Raw genomic sequence first — 19,824 nt, forward strand, 5'->3', positions numbered from 1 at the left:
GTTATGGGAGAAGGTGGGAGAATGAAACAGTGGCTAGCGGCAATGGAAACATCTGTGCTTGTAATGGGGCTACTTCGGTTGTTTTCAGGTAGCGCGGAAATATTCGCCGCTTTGCTTATGCTCTATGTGAATGATGCGAAGAAGGCATTGTTTATAAATGGTATGTTGGCGTTTGTTGGACCGACCGTATTAATTTTAACAATGACAATAGGCATAGCGAGTGTGGCAAGTGAGATTTCTTTCTTGAAACTCTTTTTTCTAGCGCTTGGAATTGGCTGCATTTTTATCGCGTTGTTGAAATAGTAAGTCGAGTATAGTGGGGAGAAGCTGATGAAAGAAGTATTAGAAGTTTTACCGAAAACGATGAAGCAGTTAGTGGAAAGTTGTAAGCAGTACGATGCTCTAGAGGAAATCCGTGTCCGAATTGGAAGACCGCTAGAGTGTATTGCTCATGGTGAAGTGTTTTTTTATGACTATGTCGTTACAGCAGAGGATGCTATTTACTTATTGAATAAGTTAAGTCAATTCTCAATTTATACGATGGAAGAGGAATTAAAACGTGGGTATGTGACACTACGAGGAGGACATAGAATCGGCTTAGCTGGAAAAGTTATTACAGAAAAAAGCGCAGTGAAAATGATTCGAGATGTCTCTTCCTTTAATATTCGTATCGCTCGTCAAAAAATAGGAATTGCTGAACCACTTTTGCCGTATTTGTATGAATCACGATGGTTAAACACGATGGTTATTGGTCCGCCGCAAACAGGGAAAACAACACTTTTAAGAGATGTAGCACGCTGTATGAGTCAAGGGGTAAGTGCTTCGAACATTCCTTCTTGTAAAGTCGGGATTGTAGATGAACGGTCAGAAATTGCAGGCTGCGTGAAAGGCATCCCGCAATATGACTTTGGCACAAGAGTAGATGTGTTAGACGCATGTCCAAAAGCTGAAGGAATGATGATGATGATCCGTTCTATGAGTCCAGATATTTTGATTGTAGATGAAATCGGACGTAAAGAAGATAGTGAGGCAATTATGGAGGCGGTGCATGCAGGGGTTCAGCTTTTTATAAGCGCACATGGATTTTCTTATGATGATGTTGTGAAACGCCCGTCGCTAAAGGCGGTGCTGGAGCTCGGCATATTTGATAGGTTTGTGGAGCTATCAAAAGCGAGAGGGCCAGGAACAGTTATGCAAGTGAAAGATAAATATGGAAAATCGGTATTACCTCATAGAAAGGCTGAGGGCGTATGGTAAAAATATTTGGTGCAGTGTTAATCGTTGCGGTCAGCACCTTTTTCGGATTTTCATACGCAAAAAAATATAGCGAGAGGCCGCGGCAACTTAGATTATTAAAAGCGGCACTTCAATCATTAGAGGCAGAAATTATGTATGGGCATACACCTTTGTCTGAAGCCGCCGAGCGATTAGTGAAACAAATGCCGAAGCCGTTAAATTGGATATTTCAAAGTTTCGCTAGAAGGCTAGAAAGCGGAGAACAAACAGTAAGAGAAGCTTGGATAGATAGTTTGAAAGAAAATTGGAAGCTAACAGCATTTCAACAAACTGAGTACGAGATTTTGCAGCAATTTGGCGAAACGCTCGGACAACATGATCGTGAATCGCAACAAAAACATATTCGCTTATGCATTACACATTTAGAGAGAGAAGAAGAAGAAGCGAAAGCGTTACAATTGCAATATGAAAAAATGATTAAGAGCTTAGGGGTACTAGCAGGGCTACTTATCGTAATTTTACTGCTATAGGAGGGAGAAAGGCGATGTCCATTGATGTTGGATTAATATTTCAAATCGCCGGAATCGGCATTGTTTTAGCTTTTATTCATACCGTACTAAAAGAATTAAAGCGAGAGGATATTGCAAATTGGGTTATCCTTGTCGGTTTTGTCGTTATTTTATTTCATGTGGCATTTTTAATTAATACGCTATTCGACAAGATTAAGAGTGTCTTTCTCTTCCAGTAAAGGAGGCGGTTTGAATCGAAATTATACAAATTGTCGGATTAGGCCTCGTTGCTACGTTTTTAGCGGCTGTATTAAATCAGCATAAATCTAGCATTACGTCGTTATTTATTGTGTTCGTAGGTAGCGTGATGTTTCTTATTTTAATTGATCAAATTCACTCTATTTTACAAATGATTGAGAGAGTAGCGAGTGAAGCGAAAGTTAGCAACGTATATGTAGAAACGTTGCTAAAAATTATTGGGATTGCTTATATTGCTGAGTTTGGAGCACAAATTACAAAAGATGCAGGGCAGGGTGCAATCGCTTCAAAAATTGAATTAGCTGGAAAAATCTTAATTTTAGTAATGGCGATCCCCATTTTGACAGTTGTAATTGAAACTATTCTCGGATTTTTACCGACGGGATAAGGGGGAGTGAATGTTGAGGGGGTTTGGAGCTAAGCTGCTATTTGCTTGCTTCCTTTTCTTTTCTTTACCGGTTGTTGTACAAGCTTCTCCTGTAGAAACAAACGTCGTTGATCAACAATTGGATAAGCTCGGAATTGAAGATGTGAAGCAATTTTGGGACGGGCTTGTTACAAAATATGGAGGTTATTTACCAGAGAGTCAAAAAGGTAGCTTTATGGAGTTTGTAAAGGGAGAAAAAGAAATTTCTATAAAAGAGTGGATGCTAGGTTTATTAAAGTATTTATTTCACGAGCTTGTTGCAAATGGGAAGCTACTTGGAACGCTCATTATGCTTACAATTTTTAGTGCATTGTTGCAATCACTGCAATCTGCATTTTCAAAGAGCAGTGTAAGTAAAATTGCCGATGCTGTTGTATATATGGTACTTATTATTTTCGCTTTAAATAGTTTTTATGTCGTCATGACATATGCAAGAGAAACGATACAAACAATGGTAGATTTCATATTAGCGCTATTGCCAATCTTGCTTGCACTCATAGCAACTGGAGGTGGTGTTGTATCTGTATCGTTTTTTCATCCGATTATTATCTTTTTAATGAACACGAGCGGACTTTTGATGAATTATATCGTTCTACCACTTTTATTACTTGCAACGATATTAAGTATTGTAAGTACGATGAGTGATCAATATAAAGTTACGAAATTGTCCAAGCTTTTGCAAAACGTTAGCGTTGGGATTATCGGTATTTTTTTAACGATTTTTTTAGGGGTATTATCTGTACAAGGAACAGCGACAGCTGTTGCTGATGGAATCGCTGTGAAAACTGCTAAATTTGTAACAGGGAACTTTATTCCCGTAGTAGGAAGAATGTTCACAGAGGCGGCGGATACTGTTATTAGTGCATCGGGATTATTAAAAAACACAGTCGGAATTATCGGGCTCGTCATTCTATGCTTAATTGTTGCTTTTCCAGCGATTCAAATTTTTTGTATCGCGTTTATTTATAAATTCGCAGCAGCAGTATTACAGCCAGTTGGCAGCGGAGCAATTATTCAATGTTTAGATATTATCGGGCGAAGCATCATTTATGTATTTGCTTGCTTAGCTATCGTATCATTTATGTTCTTTTTAAGTATCACAATTATTATTGCTGCGGGGAACATTACACTTATGATGCGGTAGGAGGTGAAGGGTATGCAATTTGTTACAGAGTGGATTAGAAATATTATCGTTTTTTTACTCTTAGCGACAATGCTTCATCTTATTCTTCCAAATTCAAATTTGCAAAAGTACGTTAAATTCGTTGTAAGTCTATTATTAGTTGTTTTAATCTTAACGCCCCTTTTTAAACTACTGCAAACAGATGTGAATGAAGTAATCGCAAATTTTAATGAAGAGAAGTACGTAGCAGAAGGATCTGTAAAAAATTCAATAGATTCGAAGAAAAAAGAAATACAAGCTCTAACACGTGCATATAGTTTAGAAGAGATGGCTACCAAAATGAAAAAAGAAGTAGGAAAAGAATTCGAGAAAAAGTATGGTATGACAGTCTCTGAAATACAAATAGTCGCAGCGGAAAGTACAGCGGAAGTAAAGTCAGCAAAAGATATTCAAACTGTTGTTGTGACGTTGAAAGAAAACGAACGTAGTAAAAATGATGCAATCGAAACAGTAAAACCAGTTGAAATTAACACGAAGGAACCTCCGAAAAAAGTAGAAGAAACGAATGTAGAAATGAAAGATTTCTTTTCAAGCAGGTGGCAACTAGAGAATAAACAAATCCAAGTTCAAATGGAAGGGAGGACAGGTAGAGTAAATGGACAATAAAGATAAAAATTCGAAGTTCTCATTTTTTCGAAACTTATTGAATGGGGATGAAAAAGAAAGCAATGAGAAGGGAAAAAAGATAACACCTAAGTTTTTACTTGTCCTACTCATACTTGGGATTTTGCTTATGTTTTCTAGTAGTCTTATTTCAAGTAAAAAAGAAGAAGTACCTGTATTTAAAGAACAAAAAACGCAAAACCAAGAAAAAGACGTACCAACTTTCGGACAAAAAAATAACGATAGTATGTCAAATGTAGAAAAGTATGAAAAAGCGTATGAACAAGAATTAAAAGCAGCCTTAGAAGAAATAGCGGGAGTAAAAGATGTAACGATTAAAGTGAATTTAGATTCATCTGAAGAAAAAATATTAGAAAAAAACACAGTGAAACGTTCACAAACAACAGGTGAAACAGATAAGACAGGTGGTAAGAGGGAAGTAGAAGATGAGTCACTTGATGAAAAGACAGTCATTATACGTGAAGGTGATAAAGAAACTCCCGTTGTTTTACGAACAGAGAAACCGAAAGTGCGAGGTGTCCTTGTCGTAGCAAAGGGAGTGGATAATATACAAGTTAAAGCGATGGTAAAAGAAGCTGTAATACGGCTCCTAGATGTACCAGCCCATCGTGTTTCAGTTTCGCCGAAAAATTGATAGGGAGGAAATAAAGTGTTAAAAAAACAAACGGTTTGGCTATTAACGATGTTAAGTTTAGTTGTTGTACTATCTGTTTATTACGTAACAACTCCTGACAAAATGAATACTGCATCGCCGGCAACAGGTGAAAAGATTGGACAAGAAAAACAAGGTACTGATAAAGCAGTAACAAATGAAGCACCGAAAGAAACGCCAAAAAAAGAAACTACAAGCAAAGAAACATCAAATAAAGACACAAACAAAGAAACAAACAAAAAAGAGAATGCTCAAAAAGAAACGAGTAAAAAAGATGCTAACGTAACAGTTCAATCAAGTGATGAAAATTTCACAGCATTACGTATGCAAATGGAAGATCAGCGAAGTGAACAAAAAGCAAAATTACAAGAAGTGATGAGTTCAGCAAAATCTTCAGCAACAGAAAAGAATAAAGCGAAAGAAAATTTTGATGCAATTACTACAATGGAAACGAAGCAAGAATTACTTGAGACAGTAATTAAGTCTCAAGGAGGATATAAAGATGCCCTTGTAAGAGCTGATGGAACTGACATTAGAGTAACTGTGAAAGCAGCAAAGCATTCACAAAAAGAAGCGAATAAAATTATACAGCTTGTAAGAAGTGAAGGCGGCTCAAAAGATGTAGGTGTGAAATTTGATCCACCAACAAAATAAAAGCTAATAATCCGCGGGGAAATCCTCCGCGGATTATTAGCTTTTACGAATCGGAGTGTTTGAAAATAGTTAGATAAAGATAATAATAGAAAAAGCTATCATTTTCGATAGCTTTTTTCCGTTTCGTCTTTGTAGTTATTTTTACTATGTTCAACTCGGAACGGAGAAATACGTTGTGAGTAAAAGATTAGCGGTTCATGGTAATGATGATTACTTTTTCCGGATTTGACGTGGATGAAGAGAACGAATGCCCAGATCATTACGGCAGGTAAGAAGAGAATGAGCCATATCATATGTCCACACCTCGATACGATATATTTTCTACACTTTGAACATACTATTCTTATATGAAGGAATGATGAACGAGGTGTAAACAAAAAAATAATATTTGGTAAAAATATGTTGTTGACTATAGATGAAGTGAAGAGTGGAGCGGTAATGATATGTTTACTTTGTAGCATTTTGAAAAAGTAAGGAATGTTTTTTAGGAAGTGGTCTTGCCAATTTCGCATGAAACTTGGTATTATTACTAGGTAATAAGTTTTTTATTGAAATAATATTTTTACAGGAGTTTCGATTTATTATAAAGAAATATAAATTGGAATGTTTAAAAAATTTATCGTAAGATGGAAATAGTAATAATTTCTATTAGTAAATGAAATGTATTTTCTAATAGAGTACATCGTATTTTTACAGTCAATCTAGTTTAAGTGACGAGAATCTGTAAAAACGGGACAAACAAGAGTATGGGAGTGGATTTTACATGTTTAAAATTCAAGAAGTTCGTGAATTAATTAAATTAATTGATAGCTCTAATATTGATGAATTTGAATACAAAAAAGATGGTACAACAATCAAAATGAAAAAGCGTGGTAATGAAGTTGTTGCTGTGCAAGCACCTGTAGCAAAACAAGTCGTGCAACCAGTAGCACCTGTTGAAGTTGAAACAACAGTAGCGGCAGCACAAGTGGAAGTACCAAAACAAGAAGAGAAAAAAGCTGTTCAAAATGAAAACCTACATAAAATTACATCACCAATGGTAGGTACATTTTATTCTTCTTCTTCGCCTGATACACCTGCATATGTAAGTGTAGGGGATAGAGTATCAAAAGATTCTATCGTATGCATTGTCGAGGCTATGAAATTATTTAACGAAATCGATGCTGATGTAGATGGTGAAATTGTTGAGATTCTTGTTAATAATGGACAACTTGTGGAGTATGGACAACCGCTATTTCTTGTAAAAGCGTAATAAGGGAGTCTTTGTGATGATAAAAAAAGTATTAATAGCCAATCGTGGGGAAATTGCTGTACGAATTATTCGTGCTTGTAAAGAAATGGATATTGAAACAGTCGCAATTTATTCAGAAGCAGATAAAGAGTCACTTCACGTACAAATTGCTGATGAGGCGTATTGTGTAGGACCAACGATTTCGAAAGAAAGCTATTTAAATTTGACGAACATTATTAGTGTTGCGAAGTTAACAGGCTGTGATGCTATTCATCCGGGATACGGATTTTTAGCAGAGAATGCAGATTTTGCAGAGCTATGCCGTGAATGTAACTTAATTTTTATCGGTCCGAGTCCAGAAGCTATTTCAAAGATGGGCACAAAAGACGTTGCTCGTGATACAATGAAAGAAGCAGGGGTTCCGATTGTACCAGGTTCACAAGGGATTATTAAAAATACCGAAGAAGCGATCGAGCTTGCTAATCAAATTGGATATCCAGTTATTATTAAAGCGACTGCAGGTGGCGGCGGGAAAGGTATTCGTGTCGCAAGCCATGAAGAAGAGCTTGTAAAAGGAATTCAAATTACACAGCAAGAAGCTAGTACCGCTTTTGGGAACCCTGGTGTATACTTAGAAAAGTACGTTGAAGATTTCCGCCATGTTGAGATTCAAATAATGGCAGATACACACGGAAATGCCATTCATTTAGGAGAGCGTGATTGTACAATTCAGCGCCGCTTGCAAAAACTACTAGAAGAAAGTCCATCACCTGCACTTGATGAAAATGTTCGCAAGCAGATGGGTGATGCGGCAGTTAAAGCGGCGGTAGCGGTTGATTATACAGGTGCTGGTACGGTTGAGTTTATTTATGAATATAGAACGAAAAGCTTTTATTTCATGGAGATGAATACGAGAATTCAAGTTGAGCATCCAGTTACCGAAATGGTAACAGGGATGGATTTAATTAAAGAACAAATTCGTGTTGCTTCTGGAGAAAAGTTATCGTTACAGCAAGAAGAAGTACAATTTAATGGTTGGGCAATTGAATGCCGAATTAATGCGGAAAACCCTGCCAAAAAATTTATGCCATCTCCAGGTAAAGTAGAAATGTACTTGCCGCCAGGCGGATTTGGTATTCGCGTCGATTCAGCTGTATATCCGGGATATTCAATCCCACCTTTCTATGATTCGATGGTTGCTAAATTAATTGTTCACGGAAAAACACGTGAAGAGGCAATTGCAAAAATGAAGCGTGCACTCAGTGAGTTTGTCATTGAAGGCGTACATACAACAATCCCGTTCCATTTGCAATTGTTAGATCATCCTGATTTTGTAAAAGGTGAGTTTAATACGAAATTTTTGGAAGAGCATGAACTTGTGACGCAGTGATACATTAAAGGAGGTTTTTTTCATGGCTGAACATATGTTAGATATGGGTCAAGATACAACTCTTGGTAAAGTAGAAATTGCACCAGAAGTAATTGAAGTAATCGCAGGTATTGCAGCTGCTGAGGTAGAAGGTGTAGCGGCAATGCGTGGTAATTTTGCTACAGATGTTGTTGAGAAGTTAGGTAAGAAAAATCATGGTAAAGGTGTAAAGGTTGAATTAGCAAACGAAGATATTATCGTTGACCTTTATGTTGTGATGTATTTTGGCGTAGCAATTCCAGTTGTTGCACAAAAGATTCAAGACAACATTCGCCAGGCACTCTTTACAATGACAGGGCTTGAGCCAAAAGAAGTGAATGTTCACATCGTTGGCGTAACATTCGAAACACAAAAAACAGAAATCGAACCAGTGTAAGAATGAAAAAGGTGCCTAGTAACATAGGCACCTTTTTTATCGTTTCATTTCTTCACAAATTAAAACCCTCTAATTATTATACTATTTCAAAAAATGAGAAATCAAAAAGGAAATGTTTCGTTTTTCCAAAAAACGTACATTGTGATAAGATATGGAACTTGAAGTTAATCTTTTTATTATTTTTCAGCCTTGTAACCCGTGTGTGAAACGATAAATTGTGTTATTATCATTGTATTATAAGGTTGGAAAATCAATGAAAACTGTAAGAGTAAGTGAATTGACGGCTTATAAATTATAATAATATAACAAAGCATAAGGAAAGACTTGAAGCATAAAGGAGAGTTACAATGAAACGTAGGACGGCTAGAGAAAGAGCGATGCAAGCATTATATCAAATGGATATTACAGGTGAATTAGAACCGAAAGTAGCTGTGGAAAACACGCTAGATGAAGGTGAAGAAACAAATGAATTTCTAGAATCACTTGTAGTAGGTTTTGTAGAAAATAAAGAAGTAATTGATGAAGCGATTCGTCAAAACTTAAAAAAATGGAAGCTGGAGCGTATTAGTATTGTTGATCGCAGTATTTTACGTGTAGCTGTGTATGAAATGAAATACATGGAAGAAATTCCACACAACGTAACAATTAACGAAGCGATTGAAATTGCTAAAACATTTGGGGATGAGGAATCTCGTCGTTTTATTAACGGCGTTTTATCTAATATAAAAGATACACTGTAATTTCTTTAAGGGGGAATCTTAAAATGGTAGCAGTAATCATCAAAGGAAATGAAGTTGCGGAGAAAAAACGAGCACAATTAACAGAAGAAGTTGTGAAGTTGAAAGAGCAAGGGATTGTACCAGGATTAGCAGTTATTCTAGTTGGAGAAGATCCAGCATCTCGTTCTTATGTAAAAGGAAAAGAAAAGGGCTGTGAACAAGTAGGAATCTATTCAGAGCTAATTGAACTTCCTGAAACAATTACTGAGGAGCGCTTGCTTGCTGAAATCGATCGCTTAAATGGCGATGACCGTATTAATGGCATTTTAGTGCAATTACCTTTACCAAAACATATTGAAGAAAAAGCTATCATTGAAAGAATTTCACCAGAAAAAGATGTAGATGGATTTCACCCAATCAGCGTGGGACGTATGATGACGGGACAAGATACATTCCTTCCATGTACACCGCACGGTATTGTAGAATTAGTAAAAGAAACAAATCTTGATATCTCGGGAAAACATGTTGTAGTAATTGGAAGAAGTAATATTGTCGGCAAGCCAGTGGGGCAATTGTTCTTAAATGAAAATGCAACTGTCACATATTGTCATTCTAAAACGCAAAATATGAAAGAGTTGACGAAGTTAGCTGATATTTTAATCGTAGCTGTTGGACGACCTAAAATGGTAACAGCTGATTATATGAAAGAAGGAGCGGTTGTAATCGACGTTGGTGTAAACCGTTTAGAAACAGGTAAACTTTGTGGTGATGTTGATTTTGACAACGTGTTAGATGTTGCAGGTTACATTACACCTGTGCCAAAGGGTGTTGGTCCAATGACGATCACAATGCTTCTTCATAATACTGTTGAATCTGCGAAGCGTGCAGGTGTCGTTTGTAAATAATTTGAGTCGGCTATGAGGAGAGAGAAATGGAAAAACAATATTTAACCGTTACAGCGTTAACACGCTATATAAAAACAAAAATAGAATATGATCCGCATTTGCAGTCTGTTTGGTTAAAAGGTGAAATTTCCAACTTTAAAAATCATAGTCGTGGCCACATGTACTTTACATTGAAAGATGAAAATGCAAGAATCGCAGCGGTTATGTTTGCGGGTCATAATCGTAATATTAAATTCAGACCTGAAAATGGGATGAAGGTACTTGTGAAAGGGAAAATTTCCGTTTACGAGGCGAGTGGTTCTTATCAAATTTATATTCAAGACATGCAGCCTGACGGAGTCGGAAACCTGCATTTAGCTTACGAACAATTAAAGGTTCGTTTAGAGGAAGAAGGTTTGTTTTCTCAAGTTTATAAAAAAACAATTCCTCCTTATGCTAAAACAATAGGTGTGATTACGTCGCCAACAGGGGCAGCGATTCGTGATGTTATAACAACGATTAAACGTCGTTATCCAATTGGAAATGTTATTGTGTTTCCGGTACTTGTACAGGGGGAGTCAGCAGCTCCCTCAATTGTACAAGCGATTCGTACAGCGAATGAAATGGGAGAGATAGATGTCCTAATCGTTGGGCGAGGGGGAGGCTCTATTGAGGAATTATGGGCGTTTAATGAAGAAATGGTTGCAAGGGCCATTTTCAAGAGTGAAATCCCTATTATTTCAGCAGTAGGTCATGAAACGGACTTTACAATTGCGGATTTTGTTGCCGATTTACGTGCACCGACACCGACTGCAGCAGCTGAGCTAGCAGCGCCTAACATTATAGAGTTACAAGAAAAGGTATTACAAAGAACTCTAAGATTGCAAAGAGCAATGAGAGAGTTAGTACATAAAAAAGAAGAAAAACTACAAGTATTGCAAAAATCTTATGCGTTCCGCTATCCAAGACAAGTATATGAACAAAAAGAAGAGCAATTAGATAGAGCGTTAGAACAGCTTGTTTTAGCGAAAGAGCGCTATATTGATAAAAAGGTAAATCAGTTAAAACAGCTTTCATTTTATTTAGAGAAGCACCACCCAGCTCAAAAAATTATGCAAACAAAGGTAGCGGTTGAAACATTGCAAAAGCAATTACAACGTGAAATGCAAACATTACTTCAAACGAAAGAATTTGCCTTTGTAAGAGTTGCTCAAAAACTTGAAGCGTTAAGTCCGCTCAAAGTAATGATGAGAGGGTACGGGCTTGTATATGATGAAGAGAAGCAAGTGTTAAAAAGTGTGAAAGATGTCAGCCTTGGAGATGCTGTTTCAGTTCAATTACAAGATGGAATACTAGATTGTAGCGTATCAGGCATAGAGGAGCGTGAATTGAATAATGGAAAATAAATTAAGCTTTGAAGAGGCAATTTCGCAACTTGAGCATCTCGTTTCTAAGCTAGAGCAAGGTGACGTACCTTTAGAAGAAGCAATTTCTTATTTTAAAGAGGGTATGGAATTATCTAAGCTTTGTGATGAGAAGTTGAAGAACGTACAAGAACAAATGGCAGTTATTCTTGGGGAAGATGGAGAGCTTGAACCGTTTACTGCTTTAGGAGATGAAGCATAGTGACTATTGCTTTTGATACTTTTTTGAAAGAAAGTAAAACTTTCGTAGAAGAGAAGCTTGTAAGCTATGCAAATGAATTACAATGTCCAAATGTACTTCGTGAAGCGATGGCATATTCTTTGGAAGCGGGTGGAAAGCGTCTCCGCCCGTTACTTTTATTTGCGACATTACAAGCGTTTGGTAAAGAAAGAAATCTTGGAGTAGGTGCAGCTTGTGCTCTTGAAATGATACATACATACTCGTTAGTTCATGATGATTTACCTTGTATGGATGATGATGATTTAAGAAGAGGAAAGCCCACAAATCATAAAGTATTTGGTGAAGCGATGGCAGTTTTAGCAGGCGATGGTTTGTTGACGTATGCTTTTCAAGTAATTATGGCATATGAACAAAAGGAAATCTCTGCTGAAAAAAAAGTAAGACTTGTACTGGAGCTTGCGAAAGCGGCAGGACCAGAAGGAATGGTTGGCGGACAAGTGGCAGATATGGAAGCTGAAGGGAAACAGCTTACGATTGATGAGTTGGAGTATATTCATAAGCATAAGACTGGGAAACTACTTGAATTCGCTGTACTTGCCGGATCGATACTTTCTGATGCCACAGAAGAACAAGAAGAAAAATTACTTGCGTTTGCCAAATATATCGGCCTAGCGTTCCAAATTCGAGATGATATTCTAGATGTGGAAGGAACCGAAGAAGAGATTGGAAAACCGATTGGTAGTGATGTTTCCAACGAAAAGAGCACATATACGACGTTATTTACTGTAGATAGAGCAAAGGGTATTTTAGAAGAAACAATTGCAAAAGCAAAAGATGCTATTGGTTCCTTGCAATTACAAGATGAATATTTACTATCTATTTGCGATTTGATTGCAAAACGTAATAACTAATATAACAGCGTTTCCATTTGTTGAGTCATTCATCATTTTATGATATAAATGTAGGAAAAGGTTTTTCTTTTCTTGTTATTGGCAAAAATATATGTAGATTACATTGCCGTTATCACTTCGTGTTAGCGGCTATTTTTTTCATCGCCTAAAGAAATATGGTTTATAATAGGATTAGGGCGCAATAGACTGGTTAATAGCAGGACAAGGTGAAAAATAAAAAAAGATAATTTCTTGTTTTGTGTAAATGTTTTTTATAATATTTGACATGTTGACAGATTATGAAATGAAAGTGAGTGATCCATGTGGATCTAACGCAAATTCAAAACCCTAGTTTTTTGAAAGATATGTCTATCGGTGAACTAGAGGGATTGAGTGAGGATATTCGTAAGTTTTTAATTGAAGAGCTCTCTCAAACAGGTGGACATATTGCACCTAATTTAGGTGTAGTAGAACTCACAATTGCTCTGCATAAATTATTTGATAGTCCGAAAGATAAATTTTTATGGGACGTAGGACATCAATCCTATGTACATAAGATTTTAACAGGACGTGCAAAGGAATTCGGTACATTAAGGCAATATCAAGGCCTATGTGGTTTCCCAAAACGTTGCGAGAGTGAGCACGATGTATGGGAAACTGGCCATAGCTCGACATCGTTATCTGCTGCAATGGGAATGGCTCTAGCACGTGATTTAAAGAAAACGAAAGAATATGTTATACCAATCATTGGAGATGGTGCTTTAACAGGCGGAATGGCTTTAGAAGCATTGAACCATATTGGACATGAAAAAACAGACATGATTGTTATTTTGAATGATAATGAAATGTCAATTGCACCAAACGTTGGCGCACTTCATAATGTGCTTGGACGTCTACGTACCGCAGGAAAATACCATTGGGTAAAAGACGAACTAGAGTATATATTGAAGAAAATCCCAGCAGTCGGTGGAAAAGTTGCTGCGACAGCAGAGAAAATAAAAGATAGTCTTAAATATTTACTAGTATCTGGTGTCTTTTTTGAGGAATTAGGCTTTACATATTTAGGTCCAGTTGATGGGCATGATTATGAAAAGTTATTCGAAACGTTGCAATATGCAAAGAAAACAAAAGGCCCAGTACTTGTTCATGTTATTACGAAAAAAGGAAAAGGTTATAAGCCAGCTGAGAGTGATGTTATTGGAACTTGGCATGGAACAGGACCTTATAAAATTGAATCAGGTGACTTCGTTAAACCGAAAGAAGTTGCACCAGCATGGAGTGCTGTTGTTAGTGATACGGTACTTAAGCTAGCGAGAACGGATGAGCGTATCGTTGCAATTACACCTGCAATGCCTGTTGGATCGAAACTTGAGAAATTCCAAAAAGAATTCCCGGATCGTATGATTGATGTAGGTATTGCAGAGCAGCATGCTACAACAATGGCAGCGGGTATGGCGACGCAAGGAATGAAGCCATTCTTAGCGATTTATTCAACATTTTTACAAAGAGCATATGATCAAGTTGTTCATGATATATGCCGCCAAAATTTAAATGTCTTCATCGGAATCGATCGCTCTGGTTTAGTAGGAGCAGATGGTGAAACGCATCAAGGTGTATTTGACATCTCATTCTTACGTCATTTGCCGAATATGGTACTTATGATGCCAAAAGATGAAAATGAAGGGCAACATTTAGTATATACGGCGATGCAATATGAAGATGGACCAATCGCATTACGTTATGCGCGCGGTAATGGACTTGGCGTTCATATGGATGAAGAATTAAAGGCGATTCCAATCGGTTCATGGGAAACGTTAAAAGAAGGTACACAAGCGGCTATTTTAACATTTGGTACGACAATACCAATGGCAATGGAAGCGGCTGAGCGTCTTGAAAAGGCTGGAGTTTCAGTGAAAGTAGTTAACGCACGCTTTATTAAACCGATGGATGAAGCATATTTACATGACCTCTTAGGAAAAAATATACCGATTTTAACGATTGAAGAAGCTTGCTTAATCGGTGGTTTTGGAACAGGAGTAGTTGAATTTGCGTCTGAGAACGGGTACCATAGTGCGTTAGTTGAAAGAATGGGTATTCCAGACCGTTTCATAGAGCACGGTAGTGTAACAAAATTATTAGAAGAAATTGGTTTAACGACAGATGCTGTTGTAGACCGTATTCATACAATGATTCCATCAAAACAAAAAAGGGCGTAACAAATGAGTGCAAAAAAAGAAAGAGTAGATGTACTATTAGTAGAACGAGGGCTTATAGAAACACGTGAGAAAGCAAAACGCGCCATTATGGCGGGGCTTGTATATGCGAATGAGATGAGACTTGATAAGCCAGGAGAGAAAATCCCACAAGATACAGAGATTACGGTGAAGGGACAAGTTATGCCGTATGTAAGCCGTGGTGGTTATAAACTTGAAAAGGCATTAGAGACATTTCATCTGAATTTACAAGATAAAGTTATGATAGATATTGGTTCATCAACTGGTGGCTTTACAGATTGTGCGCTTCAAAATGGAGCGAAATTATCTTATGCATTAGATGTAGGATACAATCAGCTTGCGTGGAAATTACGTCAAGATGAGCGTGTTGTCGTAATGGAACGAACAAACTTCCGTTACGTAACACCAGCAGACTTAGAGCGTGGTTTACCGCAATTTGCTAGTATCGATGTTTCATTTATATCATTAAAGCTTATATTGCCAGTTTTAAAAACAATGCTTATGCCTAATGGGGATGTAGCAGCGTTAATTAAACCGCAGTTTGAAGCTGGAAGAGAGCAAGTTGGGAAAAAAGGTATCGTTCGTGATCGAAAAGTACATGAAGCTGTCGTGGAAATGATTGTCGATTTTGCTATAAAAGAAGGATACGACGTAGAAGGTTTAACATTCTCACCAATTACGGGCGGGGATGGTAATATTGAATTTTTAATTCATCTGAAATGGCATGGTGAACGTGAGAATGGCGAAAATCATTCTCCAGTTTCTGTTGAGCAAGTAGTTACAGAGGCGCATGATGTCCTAAAACAAAAAGGAAAAGGGGAATAACATATGTTGTTCCTCTTTTTGTTGTAATTGTATAATGATTGTAAAAACAATTGTGTACAAGCAACGAATTATAAGTTAACATAAATAAGTGAAGTATACCAACGTTTAAACTATGGTAAGAGATAGTGTGAGGTGCAAATGTATGAATAAAGGTCAGCGCCATATTAAAATCAGGGAAATTATTGCGAACAAAGAAATTGAAACACAAGATGAATTAGTTGATATTTTACGTAATGAGGGATTTAATGTAACGCAAGCAACGGTATCGCGCGATATTAAAGAACTGCACTTAGTGAAAGTGCCATTACATGATGGGCGCTATAAATATAGCTTGCCAGCAGATCAACGATTTAACCCGTTACAAAAATTAAAACGCAATCTAGTGGATTCATTTGTAAAATTAGACACGGCAGGACATATGCTTGTGCTAAAAACATTGCCTGGTAACGCTCATTCACTTGGAGCACTTATTGATCATTTAGAGTGGGATGAGATCATCGGAACCATCTGTGGTGATGATACTTGCTTAATTATTTGCCGTACACCTGAAGATACAGGTGTTGTCTCTGATCGTTTCTTAAATATGTTGTAACAAAAAAATCTTGTTTGCTTTCCTCTGTAAAGTGGAAAGTGAACAGGATATTTTTATTGGTCAAAAATGTGAATTCTTAATTGTAATATAATATTTTCTTTGAATAAAATTAGAAAATAGGTGGATTGACCCGTAAAACAAATGTTTGGTACAATGGAGCGGTTAGAAAAGTAATTTATACATACAAACATATAGTATGACTATTTGAATGAAGAACTGAGAAAAGCCCTTAATAGGGGATTAGTTTATAACGAGGTGAATGGGGCATTGTTATCGGAATTATCGATTAGAAACTTTGCTATTATTGAGGCATTAAATATTTCTTTTCAAAAAGGATTAACGGTTTTAAGTGGTGAAACAGGGGCCGGAAAATCGATTATTATTGATGCGATTAGTTTACTTGTAGGTGGCCGTGGTTCAGCGGAATTTGTTCGATACGGAACAGAAAAAGCTGAGATAGAAGGGCTATTTTATGTAGAAGATGATAAGCATCCATGTATTGAAAAGGCAGAAGAGTTGGATATAGAAATAGAAGACGGCATGATTATTTTGAAGCGTGATATCGCTGCAAACGGGAAAAGTGTATGTCGTGTAAATGGGAAACTGGTTACCCTTAGTATATTAAAGGAAATTGGAAAAACACTTGTTGATATTCATGGGCAGCACGAAACACAAGATTTAATGAATGAAGAGCGTCATATGTTTATGCTTGATCATTTTGATGGAGATCGCATTGTTAAACAATTGAGTATATATCAAAATGTATACGCTGACTATGAGAAGTTAAAAAAACAGTTAAAATCGTTAAGTGAAAATGAACAACAGATGGCGCATCGTTTAGATTTAATTCAATTCCAGCATGAAGAAATCCGTAAGGCGGATTTAAAGATGGATGAAGAAAATGAGTTAACTGAAGAACGATTGCAAATTTCTAATTTTGAAAAAATTTACAAAGCATTAGGCGATGCATATCGCTCACTAAGCGCTGACGGACAAGGATTAGATAATATACGAAGCGCAATGGGACAAATGGAGAGTATTACACATTTAGATGAAGTGTATCAAGAAAACCATGATTCAATTGCAAATAGCTACTACTTATTAGAAGAAGTTGCATATCAACTTAGAGAAAAGCTCGATATGATGGAATATGATCCGAATCGTTTAGACGAAATTGAAACACGTTTAAATGAAATTCGTATGCTAAAGAGAAAATATGGAAATACTGTAGAAGAGATTTTAGCGTATGCTGATAAAATTGAACAAGAAATTTTTACCATTGAGAATAAAGACGTTCATATTGAAACGACGAAGAAGCAATTAAAGGAATTAGAAAGTGTTATTCTGAAAGAAGCGACGTCGTTAAGTAATATGCGTCATGAGCTTGCAGAGCATCTTACAAATGCCATTCATCAGGAATTAAAAGAATTATATATGGAGAAAACAAAATTTGAAGTGAGAATCATGAAGAGAGAAGGAAATGCTGAAGAGCCTCTTGTGGAGGGTGCCCCGGTAAGGCTGACAGCGGATGGCTATGATCATGTGGAATTTTATATTTCAACAAATCCAGGTGAGCCGCTAAAACCACTTTCAAAGGTCGCTTCTGGCGGAGAGTTATCTCGTATTATTTTAGCTTTAAAAAGCATTTTTTCTAAGCATCAAGGTGTTGCATCTGTTATTTTTGATGAAGTGGATACTGGTGTAAGTGGTCGAGTTGCACAGGCTATTGCAGAAAAAATTTATCGAGTATCAGTAAACTCGCAAGTACTTTGTATTACGCACTTACCTCAAGTAGCTTCAATGGCGGATTCACATTTATTTATTCGAAAACAAGTAGCGAATGATCGGACAATTACATCAGTTACCGTTTTAACTATGGAGGATAAAGTAACAGAAATAGCTCGAATGATTTCTGGTGTGGAAATTACAGATTTAACGACAGAACATGCGAAAGAATTACTTACGCAAGCGCATCATTTTAAACAGACAGCAGAGGCTATCCAGTAATGGATAGCTTTTTTTCTCAAATAATGATTTCTTAATTCTTCCGGTTATAAATAAAGCACTGCAAGGAGAGATTAAAAAGTGAAGCCAAGAGGCTGAATGTTGGGTAGGAGCGAGGAGAGTGAACGAATTGAGATTAGAAAGATTTCGCAAAATAATAGGTCTTTGTCTCCTTGTTTCTTTAATTTTTATTGGGTGTTTTAAACCGCTTCGGACGTTTATTTCATCTCCGAAGCAACTTGTTGTTTTTGAAGGGCAACAATCAGAAATAGCATCATTACCAGTTTTTAAAGCCTCATCTACAGATCGTCATGTGTTTACAGTAAGTTCAAATGAACAAAAACAAGGACTTATGGTAAATTCTCATCAAAATGGTGAAGCAGATATGGTGTTTCAGCTTGCTGGTTTTCCAGTAAAAAAAGTAAATGTGAAAGTATTGAAAGATTTTAAAGTTATTCCAGGTGGACAATCAATTGGTGTGAAGTTAAACACAAAAGGGGTACTTGTTGTAGGCCATCATTTAATTCAAACTGAAAAAGGGAAAGTATCTCCTGGTGAAACAGCTGGTGTGCAAATTGGAGATATGATTACTGAAATTAATGGTAAAACAATTGAAAGAATGAGTGATGTAGCGCCATTTATTCATAATAGTGGTGAAACGGGTGAACCGCTTAATCTTGTTTTGTTAAGAGATGGAAAACATATCCGCACTAAGTTAACACCACAAAAAGACAGTGGAGAATCGTCTTATCGCATTGGTTTATATATTCGTGATTCGGCAGCTGGAATCGGAACAATGACATTTGTTCATCCTGATTCTATGAAATATGGGGCACTTGGTCATGTCATTTCTGATAACGATACGAAAAAGCCGATTCAAGTCGAAGATGGACAAATTATGCGTTCGACGGTTACATCAATTGAAAGAGGTAGTCATGGGAATCCAGGAGAGAAATTAGCGAGGTTCTCACCAGATCGTGAAGTGATTGGTAATATTACAATAAATAGTCCATTTGGAATATTTGGTAAATTAAATACAAATATTCCAAATGGCGTAATGGATAAAGCAATGCCGATTGCACTATCTCATCAAGTAAAAGAGGGACCAGCAAAAATATTAACAGTTATTGATAAAGATAAAGTGGAAGCGTTTGATATTGAAGTTGTTAGTACAGTACCGCAAAAGTTTCCGGCTACAAAAGGCATGGTAATAAAAGTCACAGACAAACGTTTATTAACGAAAACGGGTGGTATCGTACAAGGCATGAGTGGAAGTCCAATTGTACAAAATGGGAAAGTAATTGGTGCTGTTACACATGTATTTGTAAATGATCCAACATCAGGATATGGTGTTCATATTGAATGGATGTTACATGAGGCTGGAATTAACATTTATGAACAAGAAAGAAAAGCGAGCTAATTATTAATTAGCTCGTTTTTCTGTTGAAAAATTCGTTGAAATTTTGTAAAAGCTCCGCAAGAGGTGTTTTTT

At 36.8% G+C, this 19,824-nt stretch carries 23 protein-coding genes; 22 read left to right on the top strand and 1 reads right to left on the bottom strand.

The window, feature by feature from the left end:
• Nucleotides 1-21: 21 nt before the first annotated feature.
• From AABL52_RS06475 to AABL52_RS06515, 9 genes are read left to right on the top strand one after another with little or no spacing between them, the layout of a single operon-like run.
• The gene (locus tag AABL52_RS06475; RefSeq protein ID WP_000816054.1) at nt 22-303 is read left to right on the top strand and encodes a YqhV family protein; all 282 of its coding nucleotides are present in this window, start codon (nt 22-24) and stop codon (nt 301-303) included.
• A 27-nt stretch (nt 304-330) separates the two neighbouring features.
• Nucleotides 331-1,257 (top strand): stage III sporulation protein AA, encoded by a 927-nt coding sequence (spoIIIAA, locus tag AABL52_RS06480; RefSeq protein ID WP_000665895.1) that lies wholly within the window; start codon nt 331-333, stop codon nt 1,255-1,257.
• On the top strand, nt 1,251-1,766 hold the full coding sequence (gene spoIIIAB, locus AABL52_RS06485) for a stage III sporulation protein SpoIIIAB (RefSeq protein ID WP_000238690.1): 516 nt from the start codon (nt 1,251-1,253) through the stop codon (nt 1,764-1,766). Before spoIIIAA ends, spoIIIAB begins: the two co-directional genes overlap by 7 nt.
• A 14-nt stretch (nt 1,767-1,780) precedes the next feature.
• Nucleotides 1,781-1,984 carry a stage III sporulation protein AC gene (spoIIIAC, locus tag AABL52_RS06490; RefSeq protein ID WP_000020914.1) on the top strand — a complete coding sequence of 68 codons (204 nt, stop codon included), beginning with the start codon at nt 1,781-1,783 and terminating at the stop codon, nt 1,982-1,984.
• Nucleotides 1,985-2,007: 23 nt separating this feature from the next.
• Nucleotides 2,008-2,391, top strand: a complete 384-nt coding sequence (spoIIIAD, locus tag AABL52_RS06495; RefSeq protein WP_077393170.1) for a stage III sporulation protein AD — start codon at nt 2,008-2,010, stop codon at nt 2,389-2,391.
• Between the two features lie 10 nt (nt 2,392-2,401).
• Nucleotides 2,402-3,574, top strand: coding sequence for a stage III sporulation protein AE (gene spoIIIAE, locus AABL52_RS06500; protein WP_000943696.1), 1,173 nt, complete (start codon nt 2,402-2,404; stop codon nt 3,572-3,574).
• Between the two features lie 12 nt (nt 3,575-3,586).
• Nucleotides 3,587-4,219, top strand: coding sequence for a stage III sporulation protein AF (gene spoIIIAF, locus AABL52_RS06505; RefSeq protein WP_001161040.1), 633 nt, complete (start codon nt 3,587-3,589; stop codon nt 4,217-4,219).
• A complete protein-coding gene (gene spoIIIAG / locus AABL52_RS06510; RefSeq protein WP_341519071.1) occupies nt 4,209-4,871 on the top strand; it encodes a stage III sporulation protein AG in 663 nt (220 codons plus the stop codon). The genes spoIIIAF and spoIIIAG overlap by 11 nt, the downstream gene beginning before the upstream one ends.
• Before the next feature lie 15 nt (nt 4,872-4,886).
• Nucleotides 4,887-5,543, top strand: coding sequence for a SpoIIIAH-like family protein (locus tag AABL52_RS06515; protein ID WP_000914713.1), 657 nt, complete (start codon nt 4,887-4,889; stop codon nt 5,541-5,543).
• Between the two features lie 98 nt (nt 5,544-5,641).
• Here the strand turns inward: AABL52_RS06515 and AABL52_RS06520 are convergent, their stop codons facing one another.
• Nucleotides 5,642-5,836, bottom strand: a complete 195-nt coding sequence (locus AABL52_RS06520) for a DNA recombination protein RecO (RefSeq protein WP_080000182.1) — start codon at nt 5,834-5,836, stop codon at nt 5,642-5,644.
• Between the two features lie 470 nt (nt 5,837-6,306).
• Between AABL52_RS06520 and accB the strand changes: the two genes are divergently transcribed.
• From accB to spoIVB, 13 genes are all read left to right on the top strand, one after another.
• Complete coding sequence (gene accB / locus AABL52_RS06525) at nt 6,307-6,795, top strand: acetyl-CoA carboxylase biotin carboxyl carrier protein (RefSeq protein WP_000472874.1); 489 nt, start codon at nt 6,307-6,309, stop codon at nt 6,793-6,795.
• Nucleotides 6,796-6,811: 16 nt separating this feature from the next.
• Nucleotides 6,812-8,164, top strand: coding sequence for an acetyl-CoA carboxylase biotin carboxylase subunit (gene accC, locus AABL52_RS06530; RefSeq protein WP_341519072.1), 1,353 nt, complete (start codon nt 6,812-6,814; stop codon nt 8,162-8,164).
• Nucleotides 8,165-8,186: 22 nt separating this feature from the next.
• Nucleotides 8,187-8,579, top strand: coding sequence for an Asp23/Gls24 family envelope stress response protein (locus tag AABL52_RS06535; RefSeq protein ID WP_000807630.1), 393 nt, complete (start codon nt 8,187-8,189; stop codon nt 8,577-8,579).
• A gap of 347 nt (nt 8,580-8,926) precedes the next feature.
• Nucleotides 8,927-9,319 carry a N utilization substance protein NusB gene (gene nusB, locus AABL52_RS06540; RefSeq protein ID WP_000830249.1) on the top strand — a complete coding sequence of 131 codons (393 nt, stop codon included), beginning with the start codon at nt 8,927-8,929 and terminating at the stop codon, nt 9,317-9,319.
• Between the two features lie 23 nt (nt 9,320-9,342).
• Nucleotides 9,343-10,203, top strand: a complete 861-nt coding sequence (folD, locus tag AABL52_RS06545) for a bifunctional methylenetetrahydrofolate dehydrogenase/methenyltetrahydrofolate cyclohydrolase FolD (protein ID WP_000226737.1) — start codon at nt 9,343-9,345, stop codon at nt 10,201-10,203.
• Nucleotides 10,204-10,229: 26 nt separating this feature from the next.
• The gene (gene xseA, locus AABL52_RS06550) at nt 10,230-11,588 is read left to right on the top strand and encodes an exodeoxyribonuclease VII large subunit (RefSeq protein WP_000415270.1); all 1,359 of its coding nucleotides are present in this window, start codon (nt 10,230-10,232) and stop codon (nt 11,586-11,588) included.
• Nucleotides 11,578-11,808, top strand: a complete 231-nt coding sequence (gene xseB, locus AABL52_RS06555) for an exodeoxyribonuclease VII small subunit (protein WP_000428423.1) — start codon at nt 11,578-11,580, stop codon at nt 11,806-11,808. Before xseA ends, xseB begins: the two co-directional genes overlap by 11 nt.
• On the top strand, nt 11,808-12,698 hold the full coding sequence (gene ispA, locus AABL52_RS06560) for a (2E,6E)-farnesyl diphosphate synthase (RefSeq protein ID WP_000150372.1): 891 nt from the start codon (nt 11,808-11,810) through the stop codon (nt 12,696-12,698). Before xseB ends, ispA begins: the two co-directional genes overlap by 1 nt.
• Nucleotides 12,699-13,000: 302 nt before the next feature.
• A complete protein-coding gene (dxs, locus tag AABL52_RS06565) occupies nt 13,001-14,893 on the top strand; it encodes a 1-deoxy-D-xylulose-5-phosphate synthase (RefSeq protein ID WP_000366438.1) in 1,893 nt (630 codons plus the stop codon).
• Nucleotides 14,894-14,896: 3 nt separating this feature from the next.
• Nucleotides 14,897-15,736, top strand: coding sequence for a TlyA family RNA methyltransferase (locus AABL52_RS06570; protein ID WP_001274748.1), 840 nt, complete (start codon nt 14,897-14,899; stop codon nt 15,734-15,736).
• A 142-nt stretch (nt 15,737-15,878) separates the two neighbouring features.
• Nucleotides 15,879-16,328, top strand: a complete 450-nt coding sequence (argR, locus tag AABL52_RS06575) for an arginine repressor ArgR (protein ID WP_001032581.1) — start codon at nt 15,879-15,881, stop codon at nt 16,326-16,328.
• Between the two features lie 267 nt (nt 16,329-16,595).
• Entirely contained in the window at nt 16,596-18,335 is a 1,740-nt protein-coding gene (gene recN / locus AABL52_RS06580) for a DNA repair protein RecN (RefSeq protein WP_000947744.1), read from the top strand.
• 118 nt (nt 18,336-18,453) lie between these two features.
• A complete protein-coding gene (spoIVB, locus tag AABL52_RS06585) occupies nt 18,454-19,752 on the top strand; it encodes a SpoIVB peptidase (protein WP_341519073.1) in 1,299 nt (432 codons plus the stop codon).
• Nucleotides 19,753-19,824 lie beyond the last annotated feature (72 nt).

This window comes from Bacillus paramobilis (assembly GCF_038096195.1).
Taxonomy (GTDB): domain Bacteria; phylum Bacillota; class Bacilli; order Bacillales; family Bacillaceae_G; genus Bacillus_A; species Bacillus_A mobilis.

What these genes read in the sequence shown, in the direction of transcription:
- AABL52_RS06475 (WP_000816054.1), top strand. Translation starts at nt 22, where the DNA reads ATGAAACAGTGGCTAGCGGCAATGGAAACATCTGTGCTTGTAATGGGG.
- spoIIIAA (WP_000665895.1), top strand. Translation starts at nt 331, where the DNA reads ATGAAAGAAGTATTAGAAGTTTTACCGAAAACGATGAAGCAGTTAGTG.
- spoIIIAB (WP_000238690.1), top strand. Translation starts at nt 1,251, where the DNA reads ATGGTAAAAATATTTGGTGCAGTGTTAATCGTTGCGGTCAGCACCTTT.
- spoIIIAC (WP_000020914.1), top strand. Translation starts at nt 1,781, where the DNA reads ATGTCCATTGATGTTGGATTAATATTTCAAATCGCCGGAATCGGCATT.
- spoIIIAE (WP_000943696.1), top strand. Translation starts at nt 2,402, where the DNA reads ATGTTGAGGGGGTTTGGAGCTAAGCTGCTATTTGCTTGCTTCCTTTTC.
- spoIIIAF (WP_001161040.1), top strand. Translation starts at nt 3,587, where the DNA reads ATGCAATTTGTTACAGAGTGGATTAGAAATATTATCGTTTTTTTACTC.
- spoIIIAG (WP_341519071.1), top strand. Translation starts at nt 4,209, where the DNA reads ATGGACAATAAAGATAAAAATTCGAAGTTCTCATTTTTTCGAAACTTA.
- AABL52_RS06520 (WP_080000182.1), bottom strand. Translation starts at nt 5,836, where the DNA reads ATGATATGGCTCATTCTCTTCTTACCTGCCGTAATGATCTGGGCATTC.
- accB (WP_000472874.1), top strand. Translation starts at nt 6,307, where the DNA reads ATGTTTAAAATTCAAGAAGTTCGTGAATTAATTAAATTAATTGATAGC.
- accC (WP_341519072.1), top strand. Translation starts at nt 6,812, where the DNA reads ATGATAAAAAAAGTATTAATAGCCAATCGTGGGGAAATTGCTGTACGA.
- AABL52_RS06535 (WP_000807630.1), top strand. Translation starts at nt 8,187, where the DNA reads ATGGCTGAACATATGTTAGATATGGGTCAAGATACAACTCTTGGTAAA.
- nusB (WP_000830249.1), top strand. Translation starts at nt 8,927, where the DNA reads ATGAAACGTAGGACGGCTAGAGAAAGAGCGATGCAAGCATTATATCAA.
- folD (WP_000226737.1), top strand. Translation starts at nt 9,343, where the DNA reads ATGGTAGCAGTAATCATCAAAGGAAATGAAGTTGCGGAGAAAAAACGA.
- xseA (WP_000415270.1), top strand. Translation starts at nt 10,230, where the DNA reads ATGGAAAAACAATATTTAACCGTTACAGCGTTAACACGCTATATAAAA.
- xseB (WP_000428423.1), top strand. Translation starts at nt 11,578, where the DNA reads ATGGAAAATAAATTAAGCTTTGAAGAGGCAATTTCGCAACTTGAGCAT.
- AABL52_RS06570 (WP_001274748.1), top strand. Translation starts at nt 14,897, where the DNA reads ATGAGTGCAAAAAAAGAAAGAGTAGATGTACTATTAGTAGAACGAGGG.
- argR (WP_001032581.1), top strand. Translation starts at nt 15,879, where the DNA reads ATGAATAAAGGTCAGCGCCATATTAAAATCAGGGAAATTATTGCGAAC.